We start from the raw sequence: 22405 nt of genomic DNA, 5'->3' as shown, positions 1-22405 counted from the left end.
CAACACACACACAATTCAAATAGAAGAAACCCCAATGAATATATATTACTTATTCTTTTTCGCATCACTAGTTTGTTCTTTTGTCGTCAAAAGTACACCCAAATTAAGTAGCCTTTCTTTCCTGCGATCTTTATCAGAATTTATATAAGCTAATCTAACGCGCCAACTATTCAACGATATCTTAATGTTATCTTCAATTTTGTCGAAACTCAAATTATTTTCTTTCATGTATTTTGTCTTCCATTCTTTATAATCAGCTAATATACCGATAAATTTATTTTGACTTATTGCGGATACAATTGTTTCGCTAGCTACGTTTTGTCCAATTAGTATTCGAAATGGAATTGAATTTAAATAGCGCTGTGTCTCTTCAACCATTTGCCTATCTGCAAATAAAGTTCTGCTATCTTCCACTACATCAAATGCGCTCACATTCGCATAATTCATATCATGTCGTTTGGCTATAGCATCGGATGCGTCAATTGGCTGCCATGAAAAATCATAGTCTTTTGTCCCAGTTTTGGTAATTGAACCGTCTCCCGAATAAATACCATGAGCTCCCAAAGAATTAATAAAAGAGTTTTGTGGTAAATTCCAAAGAGGTTCTCTTGCTTGCTTACCATTTTCATAATAATATTCATGTTTTACTCCTTTCCCTTCCGGGCCATATCCCGCGGAATTGTACCAATCTGGCGGAGTACCACCGTGAGCCAATAATGTTTTTTTATCCATTTGATAGTAAACTACATCCTTGGTTGATAAAACTTGTTTATTCACATTTAAAATGTGTATTCGTTTTACATACTCCAATCCATCTAAATCAACACCATCAACAGGACGGTTACTCGCGAACTGGTAAGGCGTGAGCTCCGGGTATTTGGGTGTTAACGGATCAACCGATTTAAACCTCGCCAGCCGCGGATCGTAAATCCTGAACCCATAATCATATTGTATAGGACCTTCTTTGTCTTGTTCCTTACCATTAAATCCGTATCGGTAACTCCCCGGCCCGCCCCTGAAGGTTCGGGCAGGCATCTGCATTCCAAAGGGGTAATAATCCTGTGCGCTCACAACATCGGACTCATAATAATCTATTGTTCCGTTCCCCGCATCATGGGCTTTCTTTTTATCACTCACTATGACCAGTACGTTTCCCAGGTGATTGCTTAATTCAAAGCGCTTTTTGCCTCTTTCAAATATAATTAAATCGCCGCTGTTCCCATAGCCCATATTCAGTGGCGAAGATGGCTTTATGGAGAGATCTTTGCCTGGATTGTACATACCCAGGCGGTTAGTGCCGTATATATGCTGTTCGTTCAGGAACAATTTATTATCACTGCTGTTTATACCATACACTGCCATTACGTTGCCACCGGCATCACGTACATACAGGGTAGTGGCAGCAGCGCCGGGAACGGCTACAGACTTGCTGATGCGATTGCCGGCTGCATCATAAGCATATTCAATCGTTTCCCCATTGACTTTGGCAATGCTTTTTATCTTTCCATATACCGTCCATTCAACTTTGTCAATTCCTTCGGCTCTGTCTCTAATTAAATTACCTGTTTCATCGTAATCATAGTTGCCGGCCTGCTGGTCATCTATGTCGCTGGCATAGTTGGCAGAAGACGCCCTGTCTGTTATGTGGTCTAACCTGTTATTGCCCGGTTGGTAATGGTAGGTCAGTTCATCCATTGCCACAGTTGAGCCAAAACCATTTCTGCGATATGTGAGTATGTTACCGTTGGCATCATAACTTATGCTTTCTTTATAATCCTGCATAGTGGCGAGCCCGTTGTTCCATATATTGTTGCCGGGAGAATTTCCTTTATACACATCCATACCTGTTATACGGTTAAGCTGGTCGTACCGGTAATTATACAACAGGGGAATCCCCAACTTAACAATATCAAGGCCCATGCTGCTGATATTGCTATTGTACAGCGGCTTATACGCATCAAGCAGCTGCAGCCTGGAACTTAAGCCCTTATACGCATTGGGCGCATTAATGGCTGTGTAGTCGTTGCCGTAATAATGCAAACTGAAATGATAAGCGTCTCGTGCTACCACCCCTCCTTCCATAGCTGTACCGTTCACGCCCTTCAGCCAGCCCTGTAAGGTATAGGCATAATCAATACCCTGCACCTGGTTTTCACCTATAATGGCCCGGCTCAGCGGGCCGTGTTTATAATATTGATAGTGCGCATCGTGTTCCCAATGAACATTATCTGCACTGGTATATACACCGGTAAGCCGGTTTTCAGCATCATAACTATATTGGTGATAAAACCCATCGGGTTGCGTTATGTATTGTTTAGTAACGGGGTTGTATAGCCGGGGCTGATAACTAACGCTGTTTACTTTGCCGCTGATAAGATCATAACGGTAGCAAATAAGCTTGTAGCGATTCCCCTGCTGAGCCAATACACCCGATGGCCCGTAATCCTGCAACAGAGTATCTGTATTGCCTGCTATGTCGTAGTTATAAAAGGCAGCATAATCATAATTGCTTATATCTCCGTTTGCGGCAAACAATGTAAATGCCACACGGTTCCGCAGGTTGCTTTGATACATAATATAAGGAGAAAGATCCTTATGCAGGTAGCTTTCCTTTGCCGGCAGATCGTAAAAAGTTGCCGTTACCTGCTTTTTGCCGGAGGCATTATTTTTCATCCAGCTTTGCAACCGCACGGGGTTACGGCTGATGTTGTTGTTCATTGCCTCAGCGGTATTGTTGATCTGGCCGGTTTCGGTTAGACGACCCAGGTAGTCGTAAAGGGTATAGCTGTACCTCATCTCAGGTCTCCCCCCACCAGTGGAAAGGGGTATAGCCTGCCTGGCATTCTGGCTGATCGTCAACCTGCCGGGGCGATCGTACCAAAACCTGCTTTCACCTGCATCGGGCGTTTTCTGATGCACCACCTGGTTGAGGGTATTGTAGCGGTATTGTGTAACTAACCTGTGATCCGGTACAATAATCATATTTCCGTTGCGTGCATTTTTTACGCTTTCCAGCCAGGCTGCATCATAATTGGGGTGCACACCTTCAGGCGGTATGGTTTTGACCAGGTTTCCTGCCTGATCATAATAATATAATGTGTAATGATATTCACTTACAGGTTGCTGAACTGTAAACCGCTCGTGTTGAGCCGCCTGCAGGCATTTGTTGAGATAGGCTTTTGTAAACTCCCCGCGAACCGAATCGCTGTATGCCCTGTAGCGTTCGTATCCCCTGCTTATGGCAAAGTCAAGGCTGTCGGCGCAGGGCGTTTCATTTCCTGTTTCAACAGCTATTTGCGAAACTGTGTTTTTACCGCAGAGTAATAAGTCCGGATCAAATGAAGACGGAGCGATACTGTCATTACAAACCTTTAATTCAACGCTGTTGGCGTTGTATAATGAATCAATCTGACTAAAATTGCAGGACACACCGTATGCCCTGTTAAAGTACCGCTCAAATTTAGTAATGCAGTCTGCTGAAGGGCATGTGTATTCTTTTGTGTGAGAAGCAAGGTTGGCCGTATCATTAAAGTCCTCAAAAAATATAAGCTCATCATTCGTTCCATAAAGCTTCATCCAATCCAATTGAACATCTGCTCCCTGTTGAAACTGAAGGTAAGGTTTGATGATATCAATATAACTTCTTCCATCCCTGGGAATTTTGAAGATCAGGCTCCCTTCGTAATATACCCTGAATGTTTCCTGTTTTGCAGCGAGCTTAATGATCCGCCAATCCATGAAATTTTTATAACTAAAAGATGTATCATAATGTCTTACGCCCCGTAGCCTGTAAAATGATGCATTGGCCCGATTGGGTACAAAGTCCACAGCAAAATCTTCATCAATATCACTACTGTCGGTATTAATACTATGCGTATAGGTGCTGATCACTACATCGCCGCCCCGGGATGCCGCAACAGGGTTTTTTATTCTCACTTCAACCGCATATTCATTTTGTACGCAAATATCTTTTATGCTGTTGTAATTGATTGATGAATAATACAAGGGGCCTGATCCTGAAGGCATATGCAAAGCGCCTGTGTCAACAATCTCAGACAGGTTGCCGGAGCGTACCGGCAAACCTGTATTTGAAGAAAGCCCCCCGGAACTCCAATAAACCGGGGGGAGACCGGTGTCAATACCGTTGTTATTGATAGAAGCATAATTTTTAATAAAGGCATCTGCTAAAGGCATCAGCGAATCTTTTCGCAGGTAGCTGTCATTACATACATTAACGTGTTTACCGCAGGTCTTAAAATAAACAGAATCAATTTGCTCATAGGTATAATGCGTTCCTTTTTGCTGGTTGAAATAAGTTGTAAAGGATTGTTCACAACTTATTGCCGGCTCAGGGCAAACGAAGGAAGGAGCGACCGTTTGCCGTGTGGCATTGGTCAGGTAATCATCAAAAAACACCAGTTTTCCTGTAGGATTATATATTTTAGTCCAGTCCAATACAGCCTGGAAATGCATGAAACTCAACGTGAATGCACGAATATTTTTTAAAGGTGCTGACGTTCTGGCTGTTTCCCTGAGCAAGGTGTTATTGGCGTACACTCTGAAATACTCTTCTGAAAGCTCAAATCTGATAGCAGTCCATTCTTTGAAGATCAGATCCGGATCGGTACTTATTAAAGAAGCTTCATTGTTTACGGTTATTGCCTGTCCGCTTGCCGGATCTATCCCTCTTATCCTTCCTAAAAATGTTCCCTGATTTATGACCGGTCCTGATTTGCGCCTGTACAATACAAAGCCTCCGTTGGCATCTGTATAATAAAAAAACTCCTGGTTGGCGCTGATATCATCTTTTAAAAACCTGAACTTAAACTCCACAGCGTACCCATTTCCGGAACAATACGAGGAACCTGCGAGTACGTGCTGAAAATATTCAAAATAACCAATTGCCGTGTCTCTTATCGCTTCGGGCCAACGCAACATTCCATCTGAAACGGATTGGGTTATATCTCTTTCATATACTGTTGGCCTAAGGGAGTTTGATTGCAATGCTGCCATCACCCGCAAAGGATTTACATCCCTGTTAAATTTATTCATCACTGCCTGCAGGCTATCGCAGGCATTATTTGCTTTTCGGGTTATGCAATTGGTCATAAAAGCGAGGTAGTCCTGCGCCCCTTTTGAAAAACCAAAGCGTTTATTCATATAGTGTGCAAACAACGCATTCATTTTTTGTTGCTCTTCTGTTGTTTCTTCAATCCGGGGTATTATATCCGGATAACTGCCGGCAAAAGCATCAAAACCTTCTTTGACCGCAATACAAGGCACACAAACATTATCTGCTCCGCATTGCAGCGCCGGCGGGAGATGAAGGGGAGGCGATATAAATTTACAGTCGATAGAACCGGAACAAAGATCCAGCAGGGTATCCAATGCGCCGTTGCTTATTATGGTATGCAGTCTTCGTTCAATATAGGCGGAAAAATCAGTGTCGCGGTTTTCCTCTGTATATGCGTTATGCAATTGCGTGATCTTTTCACATTCGCAGGGTTCCGGCCTGGTAATAACGGGCTTATCGGCCAAAACCTGTTGCTGCGAATAAGGAGCGGGAAAATTGAGCAGGCTGCCATTGCAATCCAATATGCCAATTGGAGTAGCGGGGTTGGCGGCATTGTACAACTGCACATAGTAAGCGAGCACTTCATCAAAGCTGCTAAAGGTATTGGATGCGCCCGGTGCTATAGAAGAGGCACCCATTACATGTGTTTCATCTGTTCCTTTTGCACATACGGTTACCAGGTCGGACAATAATTGCGCTTTGTACGGCAACAGCTTTTGAATATCACAGGGAGAAAGTTTTTGCCACCACAATTCGGCATAGCCGGCACATGAGCTTTGATCTGTGTAGAAATCCTGCAAGGCCGGTTCTATATTATTTTTGCTGTTAATATTAGTTATACCCGTGCCATTTTGTATTGCGTCTGTATTACTTGTAAAATACGAATGGTATTTGGTTTCATCTATTACAGGAGCCGTTCCGGTAATGCTTTTTATCATGTTCAGTATAAGCTCGTCTTTTTTTGATTTGTACATAGCCCTGAAAGCCCGCCATGCCATATCCAGGTCGGCCGCGCAGCCCTGCACGCCAAAGGGATCGGAAATTTGTTTTTGCAGGCAGTCCAGATCGTTTTGTTCAGTGCAAAACCCTGCTATAGATGCCGCGTTCCAGATATCGGCTGTATAGCCGTCGCCCACAGCCACCCGCTGCATAAAGCTGTGCATTTCATTTCTCAGGTTGCTATGCAAAGCAAAAAACGGGTCTGCATTGCTATTACTACCGTTAAATGTTGTAGCATACCGCCTCGCAAATGCACTATTGTTTGTAGGGTTGAGAAAACCCTTTTGCTGCGCCTGTTCAAATGTTTCCGTTGCCATAAAGTCCATATCCCAGTCATAACTGGCACTCCCTACTGCCGGCTGGTTATTAAACACCGCAGTAGTATTCAATATATTATACTGCATTCTTTCGGGATGCAGGTTATCGGCCAGTGCTTCGGCCCATGAGGGCTGAAAATATGATACAAATTCTTCGATGGTCAATTGCTGAGGTTTAAGTGTTTGCCAGTTACCGTTGCGCAAAAGGGTAACGGTTGCGGTACTACCATCCTCATTTTTGTAGTTTAACGAGGCAATAGTATACCGGTAATTGCTGTTGCCTGAACTGATGGGCCCGAAAATACCATTCTTATAATATTCTTTAGTGTTGCCGGTACCCATGTAATCTTCAACATCCGCGTACTGACCGTAAGGAGGGGTTACATCCTGAAGCATCAGCATACGCAAATTGTCCAGATAATTATTTTGCCTGGCGGTGCCACAAAGCTCCTCACATTGTGCAAATAGTTTTGTGTATGCAGTTACAGCCAGTTGCCTGTGGAACGCAAGATCTTTGTTTAAGCCGTTATCTGTAATAAATTTATCAACAAATGCCTGTTGTGAGGACCCTAACTGTTGTTCGCAATTATAGCATGGTGAAGCGCAGTTATTGGTACTGTTTAAAAATATTCGTTTCTGTTCTTCTACGAAATCCTGAACAGTTTTGCAAAGATTGCTGCCGGCAAACATTTCCCGGTAAGCCTTCAACGCTTCATCGCGGATAGTTAACTTTTTAGTGATCGTATAACTGCCTTCCTGCAGCGTTTTATCGAAATTTTTAGCGAACATTTCCGGTACGCCAGCGCAGTTGGTACCAATACCGCCAATAACATCAGTATATAAAAAAGGGGTACCGCCAAATTGTTTGTTGCCGCAATCATCGCTGATCGTAATTTCAATGGTATAAGAACAGGTGTAGCATATGTTGGCATCTTTACAATCTCTGATGTTAACATCTTCGGGCAAAAGTGAGTAGCTGAATCTGTGGCTTCCCGCTTTTGCAACCAGCAATCCTTTACTGCTCTCAATGGTAAGCCCTTTTATCATATTGTGAGAAGCATCTGTAAGTGTTTTGGTAAGATAGCTATCCTGCTTAGAAGGGAGATCGTCTAATTTAATATCCGCGGGCAGATCGCCGGCTAAAGCAGTAGCAACGGTGCGGCCATGCATATCCATATAAGAAACACTGTATTGACCGTTTGCGTCTCTTACCATATTTTTAAAATAGTGAGAGGCCTTACCGGCTTCCGTGCCAAACAATGCATCCAGTTCAGCCTGGTCGGGATTGCCGTAATAATATTTTGTTTCATGACCCGTAGCCAGCTGATGGTAGGCCCCCACACCCCCTTGTGCAGCTATACGACCGGTATTGTCTTGTGTATACTTTGTTTCAGCGAAGGGAAAGCCTTTCGCGTCGGGAATGAGTTTATTGTTATCCTGCTCTTTTTCGGGGTTTTGGGGTGAATAGTATTGTGCAGCGCCTCCCTTTGCAGGATCCAGCGCTTGTGCCGCACCGCTGCAATAGTCACTGTTAGGCAAAACCCTGTCGTAATTGTCTTTATAATATTCTCTATCGTTTAAAAAATTATTGAAATGAGGTGTATACTTTATCAGTGTATTAACAGTAGGAGAGGGGAGCACCTGTATGGCGGGCCGTCCCTGGTAATCGTAAAATGTTTCCGCTACTATGGTTGTATTTTCCGTGTTGTCTTTGGTTACGGTTTGACGTTTACGCAGGCTGCCGTCAAAATACTGCAATACGGTTTTGCGCTTACCTTCTTCAGCAAAGCTTATTGAGGCCTGCCAGTTGAGGTTTGGCTGGTGACCCAAAATAAATTCAAATGAATTGTAGCCGCTCCAGTTGGCTTCCGTACGTTGGCCGGAAGCCTTTACCTGCACCGGGCGCACCCTGAAAACAAGCCAGCCATGCTTATCAAATAACAAATGAATATTATAGTGATGCATAGTGCTGTTTAGTGTAACGCGGGTGCCATTGTTTTTAAATACCGTCTTCCCAAAACCTTCACTGCCGGGTGTGCCGTATATGCCGCTACTGTATGCCGGCTGATCAATATAAGTCCATTCCAGGTCGTATTCATCTGCTCCTTCAGCAGGCTGCCAAAAAACCTTCAATTCATCGGCATCGCTATCTGTGGGTTGTATAAAGTTTATCTGCTGAACCTTGTTCTCTTCACAATCAAATGAATATATCCTGTTGATCTGCAGCTCATTGGTAAGCTTTAAAGATGGAATGGGGTCCCATCCCCCGGCATTGGTTTTAATGTCAACAATCTTTACAGTTACTTTTACTGCATTTTCAAATACAAAACTGTTTTTTGCATTGAATGATCTTCCCTGCGCAGTGTCATAGTCAATGATCATCGTTTGATCTTCGTCCAATGAATCTTCGGTATAGGGACTGCTTTTAAAGCTAAAGTATAAGCGATATACAAGAGTAGCCCGGAAAGGTAACTTTAAAAACAGTCGGGACGCTTCGTCAATAGAAAAGCAAACAATACTGCGTGTATGGGTTTCTTCAAATTTTTTAGGGTTCCGTTGCAGGTCGGCATAAAAATCCATATCCTGCACTTGTGCAATGGCGCCGGGCTTTAGCTGTCCCAGGCGGCCTTCAAGAGGGGCAATAAGAGGCGTTTCATCCGCTGCCCCCGCTGCAGACAGGAAGAATGTTCCCAAAATCAATATGAATAAGTGCTTTGGCATAGGTGCAAATGATTTTGAAGTTAAACATTGGCCCTGCTAACTCTCCATCTCCTCTGTTTTCATTCTTTTTTTATTAAGAACAAAAATCAAATTCAATGGAGAGCATAGGTCAGGCCGGTGTTGTTATCCATTTTGCAGTACAACGTTGTTTATGATCAGTCTAAAGCATGCTCTCGGAAAACAGCTTGCCTTTACTTTTCATTCAACGTATACGTTGTTTACCACTGAATAACTGTTATAGGTAGCAACGGTTGCCCATTTATTGTTTTGTTTCTTTACAAATCTGGAGTGATCGAAAGTCATGTCTTTAAAAGCCGCTTTGCTATGTGCCGAAAACAGCACGGTAATAATAATGCCACTCGGTTTATTTTTACCGGGTGCATGATTTTGAGTGGCTCTTTGTGTATAACTTATTTTTAGGGGGCGATAGTCTTTTCTGTTGTATGTAATGGTGCCGGAACTGTAGGAGGATCCCGGCGTAAAGTAAAAATATAAGGTTCTAAGCGTTTTGCCATCTGTGAGCATTACCGAATCAGTGTTAGCGGCAATGAAAGAAGAATCCCAGTTGTCAATTACCAGCCGCCCTTTTTCAGCGCCCGCAGCAGGGTTTGTAAGCACGATCATTTTTTCATTATGATATACAGCCACATTTATACTGTCGTTTTGAATAAATTCCATCTTATCCATTTTGCAATAGTAATAGCGGCCTTTTGTTTTTATATAGGCGGTAAGGGTGTCTAATATTTTCCCTGGTGCATCCTCCATTGCATACCGGTATTGTGCAGTAAAGCTGTTATAGCCCGAACCTGAATAAGCGTTCCTGATTTTGAAAAGCTCTTCGGCTGCACGGTCGAAATGCTGGGTATAGCTGTTAACGGTAATCAGTAACAGCAATGCAACAACTGATGTTTTCCCGGACAATATCATGGTGCTATATTTTGGTTGATTTCTGCTTCATACACAGCGGTCTGACGCTCCTTCGTTGCATACTGACCGCGACATTTTCAAAGTTTTACATTTCCACATTTACCCGCGATCTGACGCTCCTTCGTCGCGTACCGGTCGCTTATTTTCACATTTCCACATTTCTCACATTTCCACATTTATCCGCGGTCTGACGCTCCTTCGGTACGTACCGGCCACGGGAATGTCCATATTCTATAACCCCCATCCGGTACGGGTTTCTTTAATTGTTTTTATGCCACGTTCTGTTTCCTTTTTCACTCTTACTAAAGACCCATCATCATCATATTCATAAAATGTGGCGTAATTGTTTTCATCCAGCTCACCCATAAGGCGCAGACTTACCGCATCATATACAAATGATTTCATGATACCGTTGTAGGGAAGAAAGCGCCAGTCGTCGAAAAATATTTTCCCTGAATTTCCCTCTTTGCCTGCGGCTTTAAAATGGATTTCCATTTTTTTTGCTCCCTGTGGTATGATAATCGCTTTTTCTATGCGCTGCCATCCTTCAATAATATTGCCCGAAGGTTTAAGTATATTGTGCTGCGCAAAATGATTACCCCATTCATCTGTATAGTCAATTACTACAGACGCGTTTTCATAATTATCGCAACTGCAATCACTTTGCTCCTTTACCCATGTGCTTATTATGTACTTATTACCGGCAGAAGGTGCAAATTCCTTGTATAGTATATTGGCAGAAGCTCTTGTACCCTCCCAGTCAATACAGCGGGTTGTGTTTTTAACAAGTGCAGCTTCTGCTGCGCTCATGCTGCTGTGCAGGTTGGCAACAGGAATGATTCCGGGATAGGTCATGCCTGGCTTTTTCCAGTTGAGCACAGCAAGCCCTTCGCCTTCGCCATCGGTATGCTCTATTCTTATTTTGTAAGCTTTACCATGGTACATTTTAACAGGATCACTGTATAAAAATGCATTTCTGGCATTATTGAAATATACAGGTTCATTGGGAAACGCATTCAGCACCAGCTTATCATCTATCCATAATTTAAAAGAATTGTCGGCTGCCACACTAAACCGGTAAGCACCTTGGGGGTCTGTATTGCCGGCATTGCGGCTTTTGCGAAGGGTAAGATATCCTTCCCATACTACTTTGTAAAAGTGTTGATTTCTGGTTAATCCGAGTTTATTCCGGGTTGAAGTTCTCCTGTCGTAATTAACATCCACCCCATTTTTAACGACGGGCGCAGAAGTGCCTGTACTGTAATTATAAGCATCCAATCCATAATTATCGTTCCAGTAATTGTAATTTTTATAAACAGTGGCCTTTAATCCTGCCCCGTTGTTTACCCGCGTAATAGTGCTGCGATGTAAAGTATCTGATGCAAACTCAAGATAAGAAAGGGCGCCGGTATGCGAAGTATCTTCCAGCAGAACCCGTATTCCTGCGTCGCTCCCTGCAGGGATACCCAGGCTGAACTTTCCGCTATGCGCTTCTTCATCTGTTATATAGTTATTAAGCGCATCGGTATTCATATGCTTTTGTACGGAACAACCTTCATCGCAGTTACCGTTATTATATTCATAATCTTCAAAACCGTCGAATGCATGATCTGTATACTTTGCATTTTGCGTTACAGCTACCGGAAGGCTTTCATGGTATCCATATTGTACGGTGTTGTATCTCCCCAGGGGGTCTTTATTTTCTGTTTCAAAACCTTTCCGGTTAAATCGGGTGCTTTGCATATTCCATACCCAGCAAAGGGTATCGGTTGAAGCACTTATTCCGGTTGAACCAAATATCCAGAAAGGAGAGAACGCGCTAATGGTACCATAGGTTCGGATATTGGTTTTGTTATCATCGCCGGAGATCTCAGCTTCTGTTCTGTCTCCATAATAGCTGTACTTCTTCTCCGGTCTCCAGTTGCCGAGCATGCCCCAGCGGTAGGGGTTGGTTGCTATGCCGTTAATTTGGGAGACACAGGTGTCTGTGACAACCGTTTTTTCACAATAAAAGGAATCACATTCCTGTACAAGCCTTTCACCATTGCTGCAGGAAATGTATTCAATGATCAACTGCGGGGCTGTGGAACAGGGTATATTCAGTTTGGTACCGGCATTATAGCCATCGGTTACGTTGCTGCAACTGCTGCAATCGGGGGTAGCAAGCGCGGAAGCAATCAAAGTTGACTGGCTTTGCTGAAGCGGCGATGATTGATTGATAAGTGTGTTATTGTTGTTAACCGGGCCGTATTGATTACAGCCGTTTATATAATCCTGTGTATAGCTGTTAACCGACCAGAAGCAAAGCTTATTGGCCCGCTTATCGTGGTGGTTTGCTCTTATCCTGAACCATCCGGGACGTGAAGGGTTTGACAGTGATTCGTTCACCAGGCTCTTTACATTAATGATATAATTGTTTTGCTTAGCTGTTGCAAAAACCCGGGCGGAGGAAATACCAAGATCATTCCCGTTAAAAATACTCCTTGTGTTTGCGTCATTGTCGGTTAATGCATTAAGAGACACGTTATTTAATACTGTGTTTAAATCCAACTGAATTTTAGCTTCGTTGTCGTATTGTCCGCTATTGTACGGGTGTAGTGCATCGTGATTCCTGTGCCGAACATATCCCCTGGTTTCGGTATGACCTTCCAGGTGAGGCTGAAGCCTAAGTTCTGCAGTTATTATAGCAGCGTCGGAAGGCAGCGCGCTAAAATCAAACTGCATCCAGCTTTCCAGTACATGCGCCTCTCTTCTGTCGAACCTGCGTTCCGGTGTATTTTCCGTGCATTCAAAGTAAGGTGTATTAACAAAGGGGCGAAAATCTTCATTGTCAATGCCACCCAATGTTTTCTGTTTAAAATCGCGGCTTATAGAAAATGTTCGACCAGGCAGAGGATTAAGTATTATTCTTTTCGTGGCGTTTGTTCTTGTTGTAACCGTCAGGGGCTGGTATCGCGCATCTTCCACTTTCCATAAATCGTTGTATGAAACAGCCGAAGCATTAATTACCCCGGTAGCAGCATTCAACACCAATTTCCATTGTCCTGCCACCTGTTGTACAGGATTCTGCAGGCTCACCATGCTGCCTGTATGAGTGGCTGCCAGATTTCTTTTGCCGGAACGAAGTATTTGCAGATCGTTACCTGTTCCTGTAAAGAACTTTCCATTTTCATCAATAAAATATATACCCCGCAATCCTTTATTGAAGTAAATTTTGGAGGAATGCAATGCCCATAGTTTTTTTGTAGCAGCAGCGCTCATCACAGGTTCGTTACAAATACCGAAGCCCGTACATCCATTTGTGCCATTTTTCTCAGCCTGTTTTTCCAGCCCGCTAAAAACTTTAACCTCATCACCGCTTTCAAAATATTTTTCAATGCCGGGGTAACGCGGGGCATCTGTAATTTTTCCATTGCTGAAGCTGATATTGTGAAAAACGGCAGCGATATTGCTATATGCCGGCCCCATACCGCTATAGGCCCAATGCGCAGGGTAATTGAACCGGTATACCGGGTCATTGAATTCATTTTGAGTGCGGGTTAATAAAACATCGCCGGTTTCGCCATCGTATAAAAGGTTTTCGGTGGTAACCAAGCTGCCTTTTTCATACACCATTACTTTATCAACAATACCGTATCGCTGTACTATTTTGGTTATAGCACACGACCGATAACGACTCATTTCAAAATGGGGCATCAGCCAGGGGAATGGGATGCTTACAGGAACAGGGCCGGCCATAAATCCATCTATATTAAATTCAATGCCTGCTCCCTGCGATTTAAACTCCTGCTCCCTCATATCAACCATCAGCTCAACATCTTTTCCAACCTGTGCCTGCATATTAATATGACCGTTGGCCGAATCAACAGCAGCCACGGTATTGGCCAGTCGCTTGAATTCTGCATTCTCGTCTTCCACTTTGTAATAATATTTTGTATATGCCAGAGGATTGTCCGGGTCGTTTTCAGGGTAAGAAGCTGAGCCTTTCGGTTTCCCGTTCATATCGTTGATCTCTATTTTAAACCCCTGCGAAAAAGCCAGTGCTCTTTTTGAATACAGGTTCAGGATATTCAGCAGGTTTTCGGAGTTGTATTTTCTTTTTTCCAGCGGCGTGTGTTCCACAATCGTAGGAAAATCATAAGTGGTATAAAATTCCGATTCTTCATAACCGTTTGCCGATCTCGCATCTTTATAATGAATGGTATGCATCCTTACTTTGCTGTAACCTACGGCAGCCGAAGGAAAGAATGCCTCTCCAAGGGGATGCTCTGAATACATATTATTAACAGGAGCTAAAGGCGCTATCTGCTCATTGTATTCAATGGGTTCGCGGAATGGGTTTTCTTCATTGCCTATGCCGGGTTCATAGCTTGCCACGCCGCTGCTGATCACCGTTTTAACTCCATTGATGTTCCTGGTGGTTGTGTAATCATACTCTTGCCCATATGTTGCGCCCTGTTCTGCTCCGGCAGTCATTTTATTCCAGTTATCATAAATCGTTATCCGTTTAACCCTTAACCCATCGCCATATTTTTTATATCCTGGGTTGGTCAGTCGTACAAATGATCGTTCGGTATTTACTTTTCTTGCCCAGCCTCTTATCCTGGCCTGTACCGGGAATTTCAGAAACAATTCGCTGATGTTGCCCATTACGGCAAACGTGGACTTAACCAACGCCGGCGCATCAATATCCCCGTTAAGATCGGAGCCGGGATAGGCTTTGGAAGGAAGATTAAGTCTTAACACCTGCAGCGCTGTTTTAGCCAGCGGACTGGCATCTCCATCCCCGGGTTTTAACATGTGGGTTCCTTTTATTTTGATCCAGGCAATACTTTTATCGGAGGTCAGCCCATATTCTTCATATTGGGCATAGGTAGTTACATGCTCCTCACCGCCGCCATATGTATCAGAGGGCATCTGCACCCGGAGCCGGAAATACAGTTTGGAAGAGCCGGATAAGTATTTCTGAAAAATTTCCTTTTTAATCCCGGCAGATGTTGTGGCGCTTACGGGTGAGGGTAATTTGATAAATATATAGCGGTAATCCTTGTACGCTTCCGTAGCTGCACCATACAGGGCATTTGTTTTTTTGCCGGGGTCGGAAGAGTTGCCAAAGCCAAGAATCCTGCACATTTGCATGGCTCTTCTGTTTTGCACATAGGCATAGTCATCCGATTCATATTGTATATTCATTCTTCCTCCGGAAGGAAGCAGTATATCGCTGAGTGTCCATGCTGCCGCATATACAGCAGCTTTTGTGCTGTTCCACCGGCCATTAACGGTTTCATCGCCATTTTGAAACGTATAGGGATAATCGGCATTGCTCATTTGAGCCGGGTTGTTGCCGGCATCCTTATAATTGCCCCAGCGATCGAAGCCTTTAGGATCGTACGGCGGATTGTAAACAGCTTCCGGGATGCTGTTGGGATCATTTGCATCCTGCGGGTGATACAGGAAAACATAAGGATTTTTCTGCCCTTTGTCATTCCTGTTATAGGTAAACCATATCTTTTTAAGGGTTAATTTTCCTTTGCCGGATGGGGAGCCCGGAGTACCCCGGCAAAGCTCATAGCTGTATTCAAAATGAACGGTTTTAACGGGTTTGGCTTCATCGTGGCTTTTAATATAATCTGCCTTGCTGTACAGGTCAATTTGTTTAAGGTACCGGAGCGGCTGTTGCAGATCGGTTCCCCCATTTTCATCTTTTACTCCGTGAGCATCTTCTCTTATTTCTCCTTTTTGCGGGTCATTGAGCGTAAAAGTGGCGATCATTGATTTGGATTCGAGCGAATGCAGGTACCATATTTCCTTTTGCCCGTAGATATAGCTGCCTTTATCATCGCTGTTATCTGTTTTCAATCCTTCATTATAGGTGGCCTTATTTTGAGCAAAGGGCACACGCCAGTGGAACATATTGTCATTGCCATAGATCCTGCTGTAATTGAACTTTACCGCATCACCCATATCATCATCGGTTATGCCATCGCCCGTTTTATCGGAATAATCCGCCGAAACAATTCCTGTAAGCAAAAAAGAATGAGCGTAGGCCGGCAGTTCTTCCGCCCCGTAAAAATTGTCCTTTCCTTTTGTATTGCGCGTTGTATTGTCCAATCCCGGCACATAGTCCACTAACCCGCTTTGCAGATCCGCGCCGCTTTTGTCTGCGCTAAAACTCACATCTTTCTGCATGGTATTGTAAACCGGCAGGCCATACACATATCTTCTGCCGTCTGCATTGAGCACTGTAATTTCGGAGAGGTGATGTTTTTTACGGAACGATGCGGTACGGCTTTCGGTTGCAATTGTTTTGCAATGCCGGGGATCGGGATCGCTGCAAACAGGAAGATCACATTTGTGTGCAAAAAAGGTATTTACAGGATAGATGGATATTGTTTTATCTAAACCAAACAACCCGGCATCAGCAGCGGTTAAATAGCTGATCACCTGGCTGCGTTTATCCCTGTAGCGTTTCATGGTTTGTAGGGAATCTACCTTAATTTTATTGCCGCAGGACAGCAGGTTTTTATACCGTTGAATAAATGGCGAAAGTGTGGGGTCGTCATTAGCGCTCATTACCGCCAGTACCGGGTCGGTATCACCCAGCCTGTCGTAATAACTTTGCAGGTTAATCGTTTTTTCAGCAGGATTCTTAAAATAAACGGCTTCAAAACTGCTATCGGATTCTTTAAAAGGCAGTTGTACAGTCATCAGGTTGCTTTGGGTCCAGGCACCGTTAGCGGTTATTGCCGAATTCACATGCACATCGTAACCCGCATGAACGAGATTGCCTGCTCCCAGGTCTAAAGAGATGCTCCCGTCTAAACTTTTAGAACGAATATCCGCATCCCTCACATATCCGATATCTCCCCGGTACGGGCGAAACATGCCACCTGTTCCTTCAGCGGTAATACTATACACATCATAGGTATAATTTGGGATGGCAATATGCGGGGTAGGGGGAGTAGCCCGGTAAGTAAGCTCTTTTTCACGGTTATAGTCTAACAGTGCTTTTGATACATTACGGGCTTTTTGATAATACATATAACCGAAAGCCGGGAGCATTTGCTTTTTATCATCTTCGGCTATGTATTGCCGTGAAAAATAACCACCAAAAGAAACATTGGGATGGAGTCCGAAAGCTTCTCCGCCGGGCTTCAGGTTAAAGCTGAACTGGTAGCTGGTGAAGGGTATACTGGCAGATGGCGTATAGGCCTGGTGGGCGAATGAAATATTCACCAGGTCGCGTGAAGCCGTATAAGACGAAGCGCTTTTAGCGGATATATTATTCCTGCTGTCATTTTTATATTTAATCCTGCCCTTTGATGCAATGCTTAAAGATTGCAATCCGCTGCGGGTGCTGAATGATGAACTAACGGAATACCCGCTGGTTCGTATACCGGTAGCCTCCGCATTTTTTCTTTTGTATTCGAGCTCAAATGACGGAGCAATGCTTACGCCGCTTTGAGAATTGGATTGCAACCCTAAATCGGCGGTAAAGGCGCCTTTACTGCCAACAGATGACTGGTAGCCTGCGGAAGCGCCTGCCGAAAGCCCTATTCCTTTATAGTTATTGTAAAACAATGAGCCGTTCAAGCCCGCATTAAAATTGTTCAATTCCAATCCAAAAACTTCCATTCCCAAAGCAACATTTCCACCTGCTGTCCAGTTGGGGCGCATGGAGTTTGTTTTTGTAACCATGTCTTCTCCATTAAAATCATCGGGCAATCCGCGCATATTTCTTCCAATGGAGCCTGGATTGATGTTCCATCCCAATCCTACCCAACTGGCTTCCTGATCCATAGTGATGCCACTGCGGTAATGAATGTTAACTGCGTAACCACCCACGTCGAGCAAGGGTATGGAATAAGAGAGATCACCACTGAACAGGTCAACAAGGTTACTGCTGTTTATGCTTTGAAAACTTTGCATTTCGGGTTGCCCTGGTCCCGGACCCAAAAATATTTTTTTTCGTTCGTTCCTGTTCTTTATGCCGTTAATGCTTCCCTGCAGAACATTTAAAGCCCGCGCTGCTCTTCCTTCCGGGTATTCTACGATAGGATTATGTAGAATACCATGTTGAGGGCTACCGGGCATGTTCCGGTTTGCATAGCTGTGTGAACATGAAGAACGATCACAAACAAACCGCCGGTGTATTCCGTAAACGGAACAACACCATTGTGAAAAAAATACCAACAATAATGTGGCAGCGGCGCCCCTGCGGTGCCTGCTCAAAAACTGGTGTATCATTGATGTGGTGTTTTATATGTTAGCTGTTTCTCCCCCGATCCCAACCCCCAAAAACTACCCCGCACTCTGTTCCCTGCAACCCTTATTTATTCCCTCACGCAGGTGAATTTCAGATTCCAGGTTTCTTTCCGGTCGTTTATTACTTCAATTAAATACTGTTGCCTGTTTTTATATTTCCGGGTGCTCATCTCCATTTCAATAAAGTTTTGTCCGGGCTTCATACGAATTAGCCTGTTTTCCGTTTCTCTTCCCGGTTCGCCCTGCCATTCGTATATTGTTACTTTTACTGATGAATCGCCGGTTTCATTGTTGTACTCGAATTTTATATTGTTTCGGCAGATATAGGAATGTGCATCGTAGCCCTTCTTCAATTTGGGATAGGCAACGGTATCGAGGTTAACAATGGTATCGGTTGGCTTAACTTTAAAGCTCCATGCTTCCGTTTTTTGCACATATGCTTCACCGTTCCTGGCGATAACCTGCCATGCATAGTGTTTGCCCCGCTCTAATGATCTGGCAGAAGAGGGATAGAGCAGGAAGGCTGCCGATAAATACTTTTGCATGTAAACCGGTGTATTTTTCTGAACGGCATCATAAGCGTTTTGCCCTTCTTTCATCTCTACAAGCAATATCTCATAGTGCAGTTGAGGAACCATTGCCGCGGGTGAAGGCGGGAGCCAGGTAAAATTGGGATACCGGCTTTCCACCCATGATGTATCGGCGGGTGTTATTAACAGGGGTGGCGTTAGCGGGTCAATTTCCACCGGCACGCAAGCTTCCGAAACAGGGAGCCCCGTTTTGTTGCTGCTTACAACCAGTGTATAACAGATCATATATTTTCCGGCAGCCAAAAGCCCTTCAGTATTGTTGTTTGAAATATTCAAACCGTTATAATTGTACTGTACGGGTTCCAGGTCGGCCTGCATTGTTTGTTTTGCGCCTTTGGAAATGGTGAAATGCCCCGACATGCCCGTCAATACTTTTTGCCCTGAATGCACATCTGTCATTGTTATATACAATTGTGCACCGAGGTTATAATCGTAATGGCTGATGAGCAAAATATTCCAGAGCTGGCTTTTGTGCAGCAGTCCGGCAGCCGGCAGTTGCGGGTTCATCAATACCTGTCCGCCTGCAGCCTCGGTTGTAAGAAAAATAGCCAAAAAAATGAATATACCAATGTTCGGGCTCTTCATATGTAGTAGTTAAAATGTTTTTGAATAGATGATGCGAAATAAATCATTCGGCAACAGGGTTTGCGACATTCCCGGTAAAAAGCCATGGTCGAAGGAAATGCTTAGTTTCCCAAGCTCATCGAATTGCAGTTGTGCGTTGCCGTAGTAACCTGATTTGGCAGGTTGCCGGTTCATCCGGTTCAACTTCAATCCTCCGCCGGCTGCTATCCGTTTACCAATACTGTATTGTATGCCTTCCTCTGCTGTGAGAAGCGTATAATCAGGGTCGTGGTTCAGGGCAAGCATCGTATTCAATGTAAACCGTTGTCCGGTAATGCTGTGGTTAAGCATCCAGGTACTGGCTTTATGGTATAAAAATTGTTGTTGCACGGCATTGTTAAAAAACTTATTGTATATGACAGATACATGCATGTAATATTGTTTTACCCTGTACATATAACCGGCTGTAACCATTATCATGTTAAAGCGGGTTTCCATGATCTCATTGCCTGCTTTGGTCAATTGTGAAGCCGGCATAAAGCCTGCGGAAATTACCGGCCATCTTTTCATGCGCAGTGTTGCCCGGATGCTTTTAAGAACGGCATTGCTTTTATAATTGTAAATGGTGTAAGGTGAATTGTATTCATTGTTTTTTACGGATGCCGCTACAAATAATGTGCTTTTAAAGAAGTATTGGTCGGCACTTAATTGCCAGGACGAATGCTGTGCGTTGTAATTAAAAATGGTAAAGGATTGAAAGTTGGGACCCATGTATTTGTATTGGCCGTAAACACGGGTGCCGGTGGAAGGAATGGCGGCAAACAACTGAATGGAATATGCTTCGTTGCTGCGGTCCGAAAGTGCAGATGACTTTGCCGGACCATCGTTACCATTTTGTAAGAGAACGTATTGGGGATACGAAGATTTGGCTACTTCAGCAATAATATAATTGTGCTTATTTAAATAATATCTTCCTTCAATGGTGATGCCCAGCACCGGATTAACCGGGGAGCTGTTGTTGTTAACTAAACCCAAGGCTTTCCTGCCGCCCCTGTATGCAGTAAATATTAAACTATTGCCTTTCTTTTTCCCGATGCCTGCTCTAACCAGGGTAAGCCATTGCCCCGGTATGCGACTGCCGTTTACCATAAGATCCCTGTACGCGTAATCCACGGTACCCGCCGCCACTGCACAATAGAATCGGCCACTGTATTCAGCGTTCACACCTGTAATGCTTATATGCTTTGCCGAAAGCTCCGAATGATCAACCGCGCTGCGACCAATAAAAAACTTTTCAATTGCCATCAATCGTTTTACCCGGCGATAGGTTTTGCTGCTGTCCAATCCGTATTTTTTAACCAGCTTTTGCAATGTGTCCGGGCCATTGGCTGCATCAACGAGTTGGTGAACAGAATCCATTGCCTGGCGGATAGCTGCTTTTGTTTTCCGGTACTTTTCTTCTAATTGTCGCACTTCAGCGGAAAGCTGTTGGTGTTCTTCCTTTTTTTTCATGTACTTCTTCAGATACGCAATCGCCTCCTGCTGGTTGTTGTTAAGTGTTGCTGTCCCGGAGGATGTGCGTTGTTCTTTTAAGGTAACGATGTTTTTTATACGATCTGAAAGTGCCGCGCCTTTGCGCATCCATTGTGTATGATCTGTGCCCTCACTTACACGTGAAACTGTATCCTGTAAATATTTTTTTACGCTTTTTTCCAATGTTTCACTGCTGTATCCCGGAATATCTGTGTAACCCGCAATAGCGGCAACAGACTGGCGGCTATCCATCAATTGCTGTACCTGGCGACTATCCTGCAGCCATTGACCGAGCTGTTGCTGCAATGCGTATTTTTTTTGCAAACCGGCATGAAGCAAATGATCCGGATTGTCCTGCAGGATAGGCTCCATCATTTTAATCTTTAGCTTTTCCTTTAAACCGGATCGCCAGGCCTGCCGGTCAAATTCAATACCGGCATCTGTATGGTTTTTAAAAAGAGGGGAATTGGTTTGCCGGGTGTTGATATGAACAGTTACGGGCAGTGTTTTGCCGATGGTGGTATAAATAGCTGCACGGGCACTGTGCTGCATGATCCGGTTGCGGGCATACGGCGTATTTATAGCAGATTGATAAAAGAAATCATAGCTCACGTTTCCGTGTAATTCCGGAACAGAACGCGGCCACACAATTTCGAGGGAAATACCCCGGTCGGAATTCGCTGCAAAAGGCTGTGATTTAACAATATGTTTTGCATAGTAACTTCCTTTGCAAACGCCGGTAACGAAAAGGAAATAGTATACAGTACTGTCGCCTGTATAGCAATATGCTTTACAGGGAAATATTGAACGATCGCTATTGGTATTGTAACCTGCTGGGATTAAATATGGTGGGAACAACAGTGCCTTGTTCAATTGCTGTGCAATGACGGGCACAGGCAACAGGCATAGTAAAAACAATATAGCTTTGGTGTTAGCCAAGGTGTTTTACAATTGGGGTGTTAGCAACAAAGTTTCACAACTAAGCTAAATAAAGATTTATAAACCGCAAATTAATTTTTAGGTTTTTTGGAAAAATAAATTCCTGTAATGATATTTTCATGGCTGTAAAAAGACAAATGATATAACCATCGGAAGAAAGAACCAAATCACAAGAACCAAATAAATTTCAAAATTGAAGCCTTAAGCTCTAAATCCGGAGATGCGGTCGGCACCCGACGAAAGGAGGGTCAGTACCGCATCTGAGCGCAAAGCCCTGGGGAACAAATAATAAGAACCAAATCACAAGAACCAAATAAATTTCAAAATTGAAGCCTTAAGCGCTAAGTCCGGAGATGCGGTCGGCACCCGACGAAAGGAGGGTCAGCACCGCATCTGAACGCAAAGCGTCGGGGAACAAATCATAAGAACCAAATCACAAGAACCAGATAAAAATTCAAATTTCAAATCCGAAGCGG

General features: G+C 43.9%; 5 protein-coding genes. All 5 read right to left on the bottom strand.

From position 1 onward, the window contains the following. Window positions 1–45: 45 nt before the first annotated feature. The 5 genes from PLH26_RS06120 to PLH26_RS06100 all read right to left on the bottom strand — a co-directional run bounded on the left by PLH26_RS06120 (window position 46) and on the right by PLH26_RS06100 (window position 21929). Window positions 46–9111 (bottom strand): RHS repeat-associated core domain-containing protein, encoded by a 9066-nt coding sequence (locus PLH26_RS06120; RefSeq protein WP_324585115.1) that lies wholly within the window; start codon window positions 9109–9111, stop codon window positions 46–48. 198 nt (window positions 9112–9309) lie between these two features. Beyond that, window positions 9310–10038, bottom strand: a complete 729-nt coding sequence (locus PLH26_RS06115) for a LolA3 family protein (protein ID WP_324585114.1) — start codon at window positions 10036–10038, stop codon at window positions 9310–9312. Window positions 10039–10269: 231 nt separating this feature from the next. Further along, on the bottom strand, window positions 10270–18285 hold the full coding sequence (locus tag PLH26_RS06110) for a PA14 domain-containing protein (protein WP_324585113.1): 8016 nt from the start codon (window positions 18283–18285) through the stop codon (window positions 10270–10272). Window positions 18286–18371: 86 nt separating this feature from the next. Further along, a complete protein-coding gene (locus PLH26_RS06105) occupies window positions 18372–19478 on the bottom strand; it encodes a hypothetical protein (RefSeq protein WP_324585112.1) in 1107 nt (368 codons plus the stop codon). 9 nt (window positions 19479–19487) lie between these two features. Beyond that, window positions 19488–21929, bottom strand: coding sequence for a hypothetical protein (locus tag PLH26_RS06100; protein WP_324585111.1), 2442 nt, complete (start codon window positions 21927–21929; stop codon window positions 19488–19490). Between the last annotated feature and the right edge of the window lie 476 nt (window positions 21930–22405).

The organism is Agriterribacter sp., assembly GCF_035444585.1.
Taxonomy (GTDB): Bacteria; Bacteroidota; Bacteroidia; order Chitinophagales; family Chitinophagaceae; genus Agriterribacter.
The sequence above is the reverse complement of the archived record's forward strand: the minus strand, read 5'-3'. Positions and strand labels throughout refer to the sequence as shown.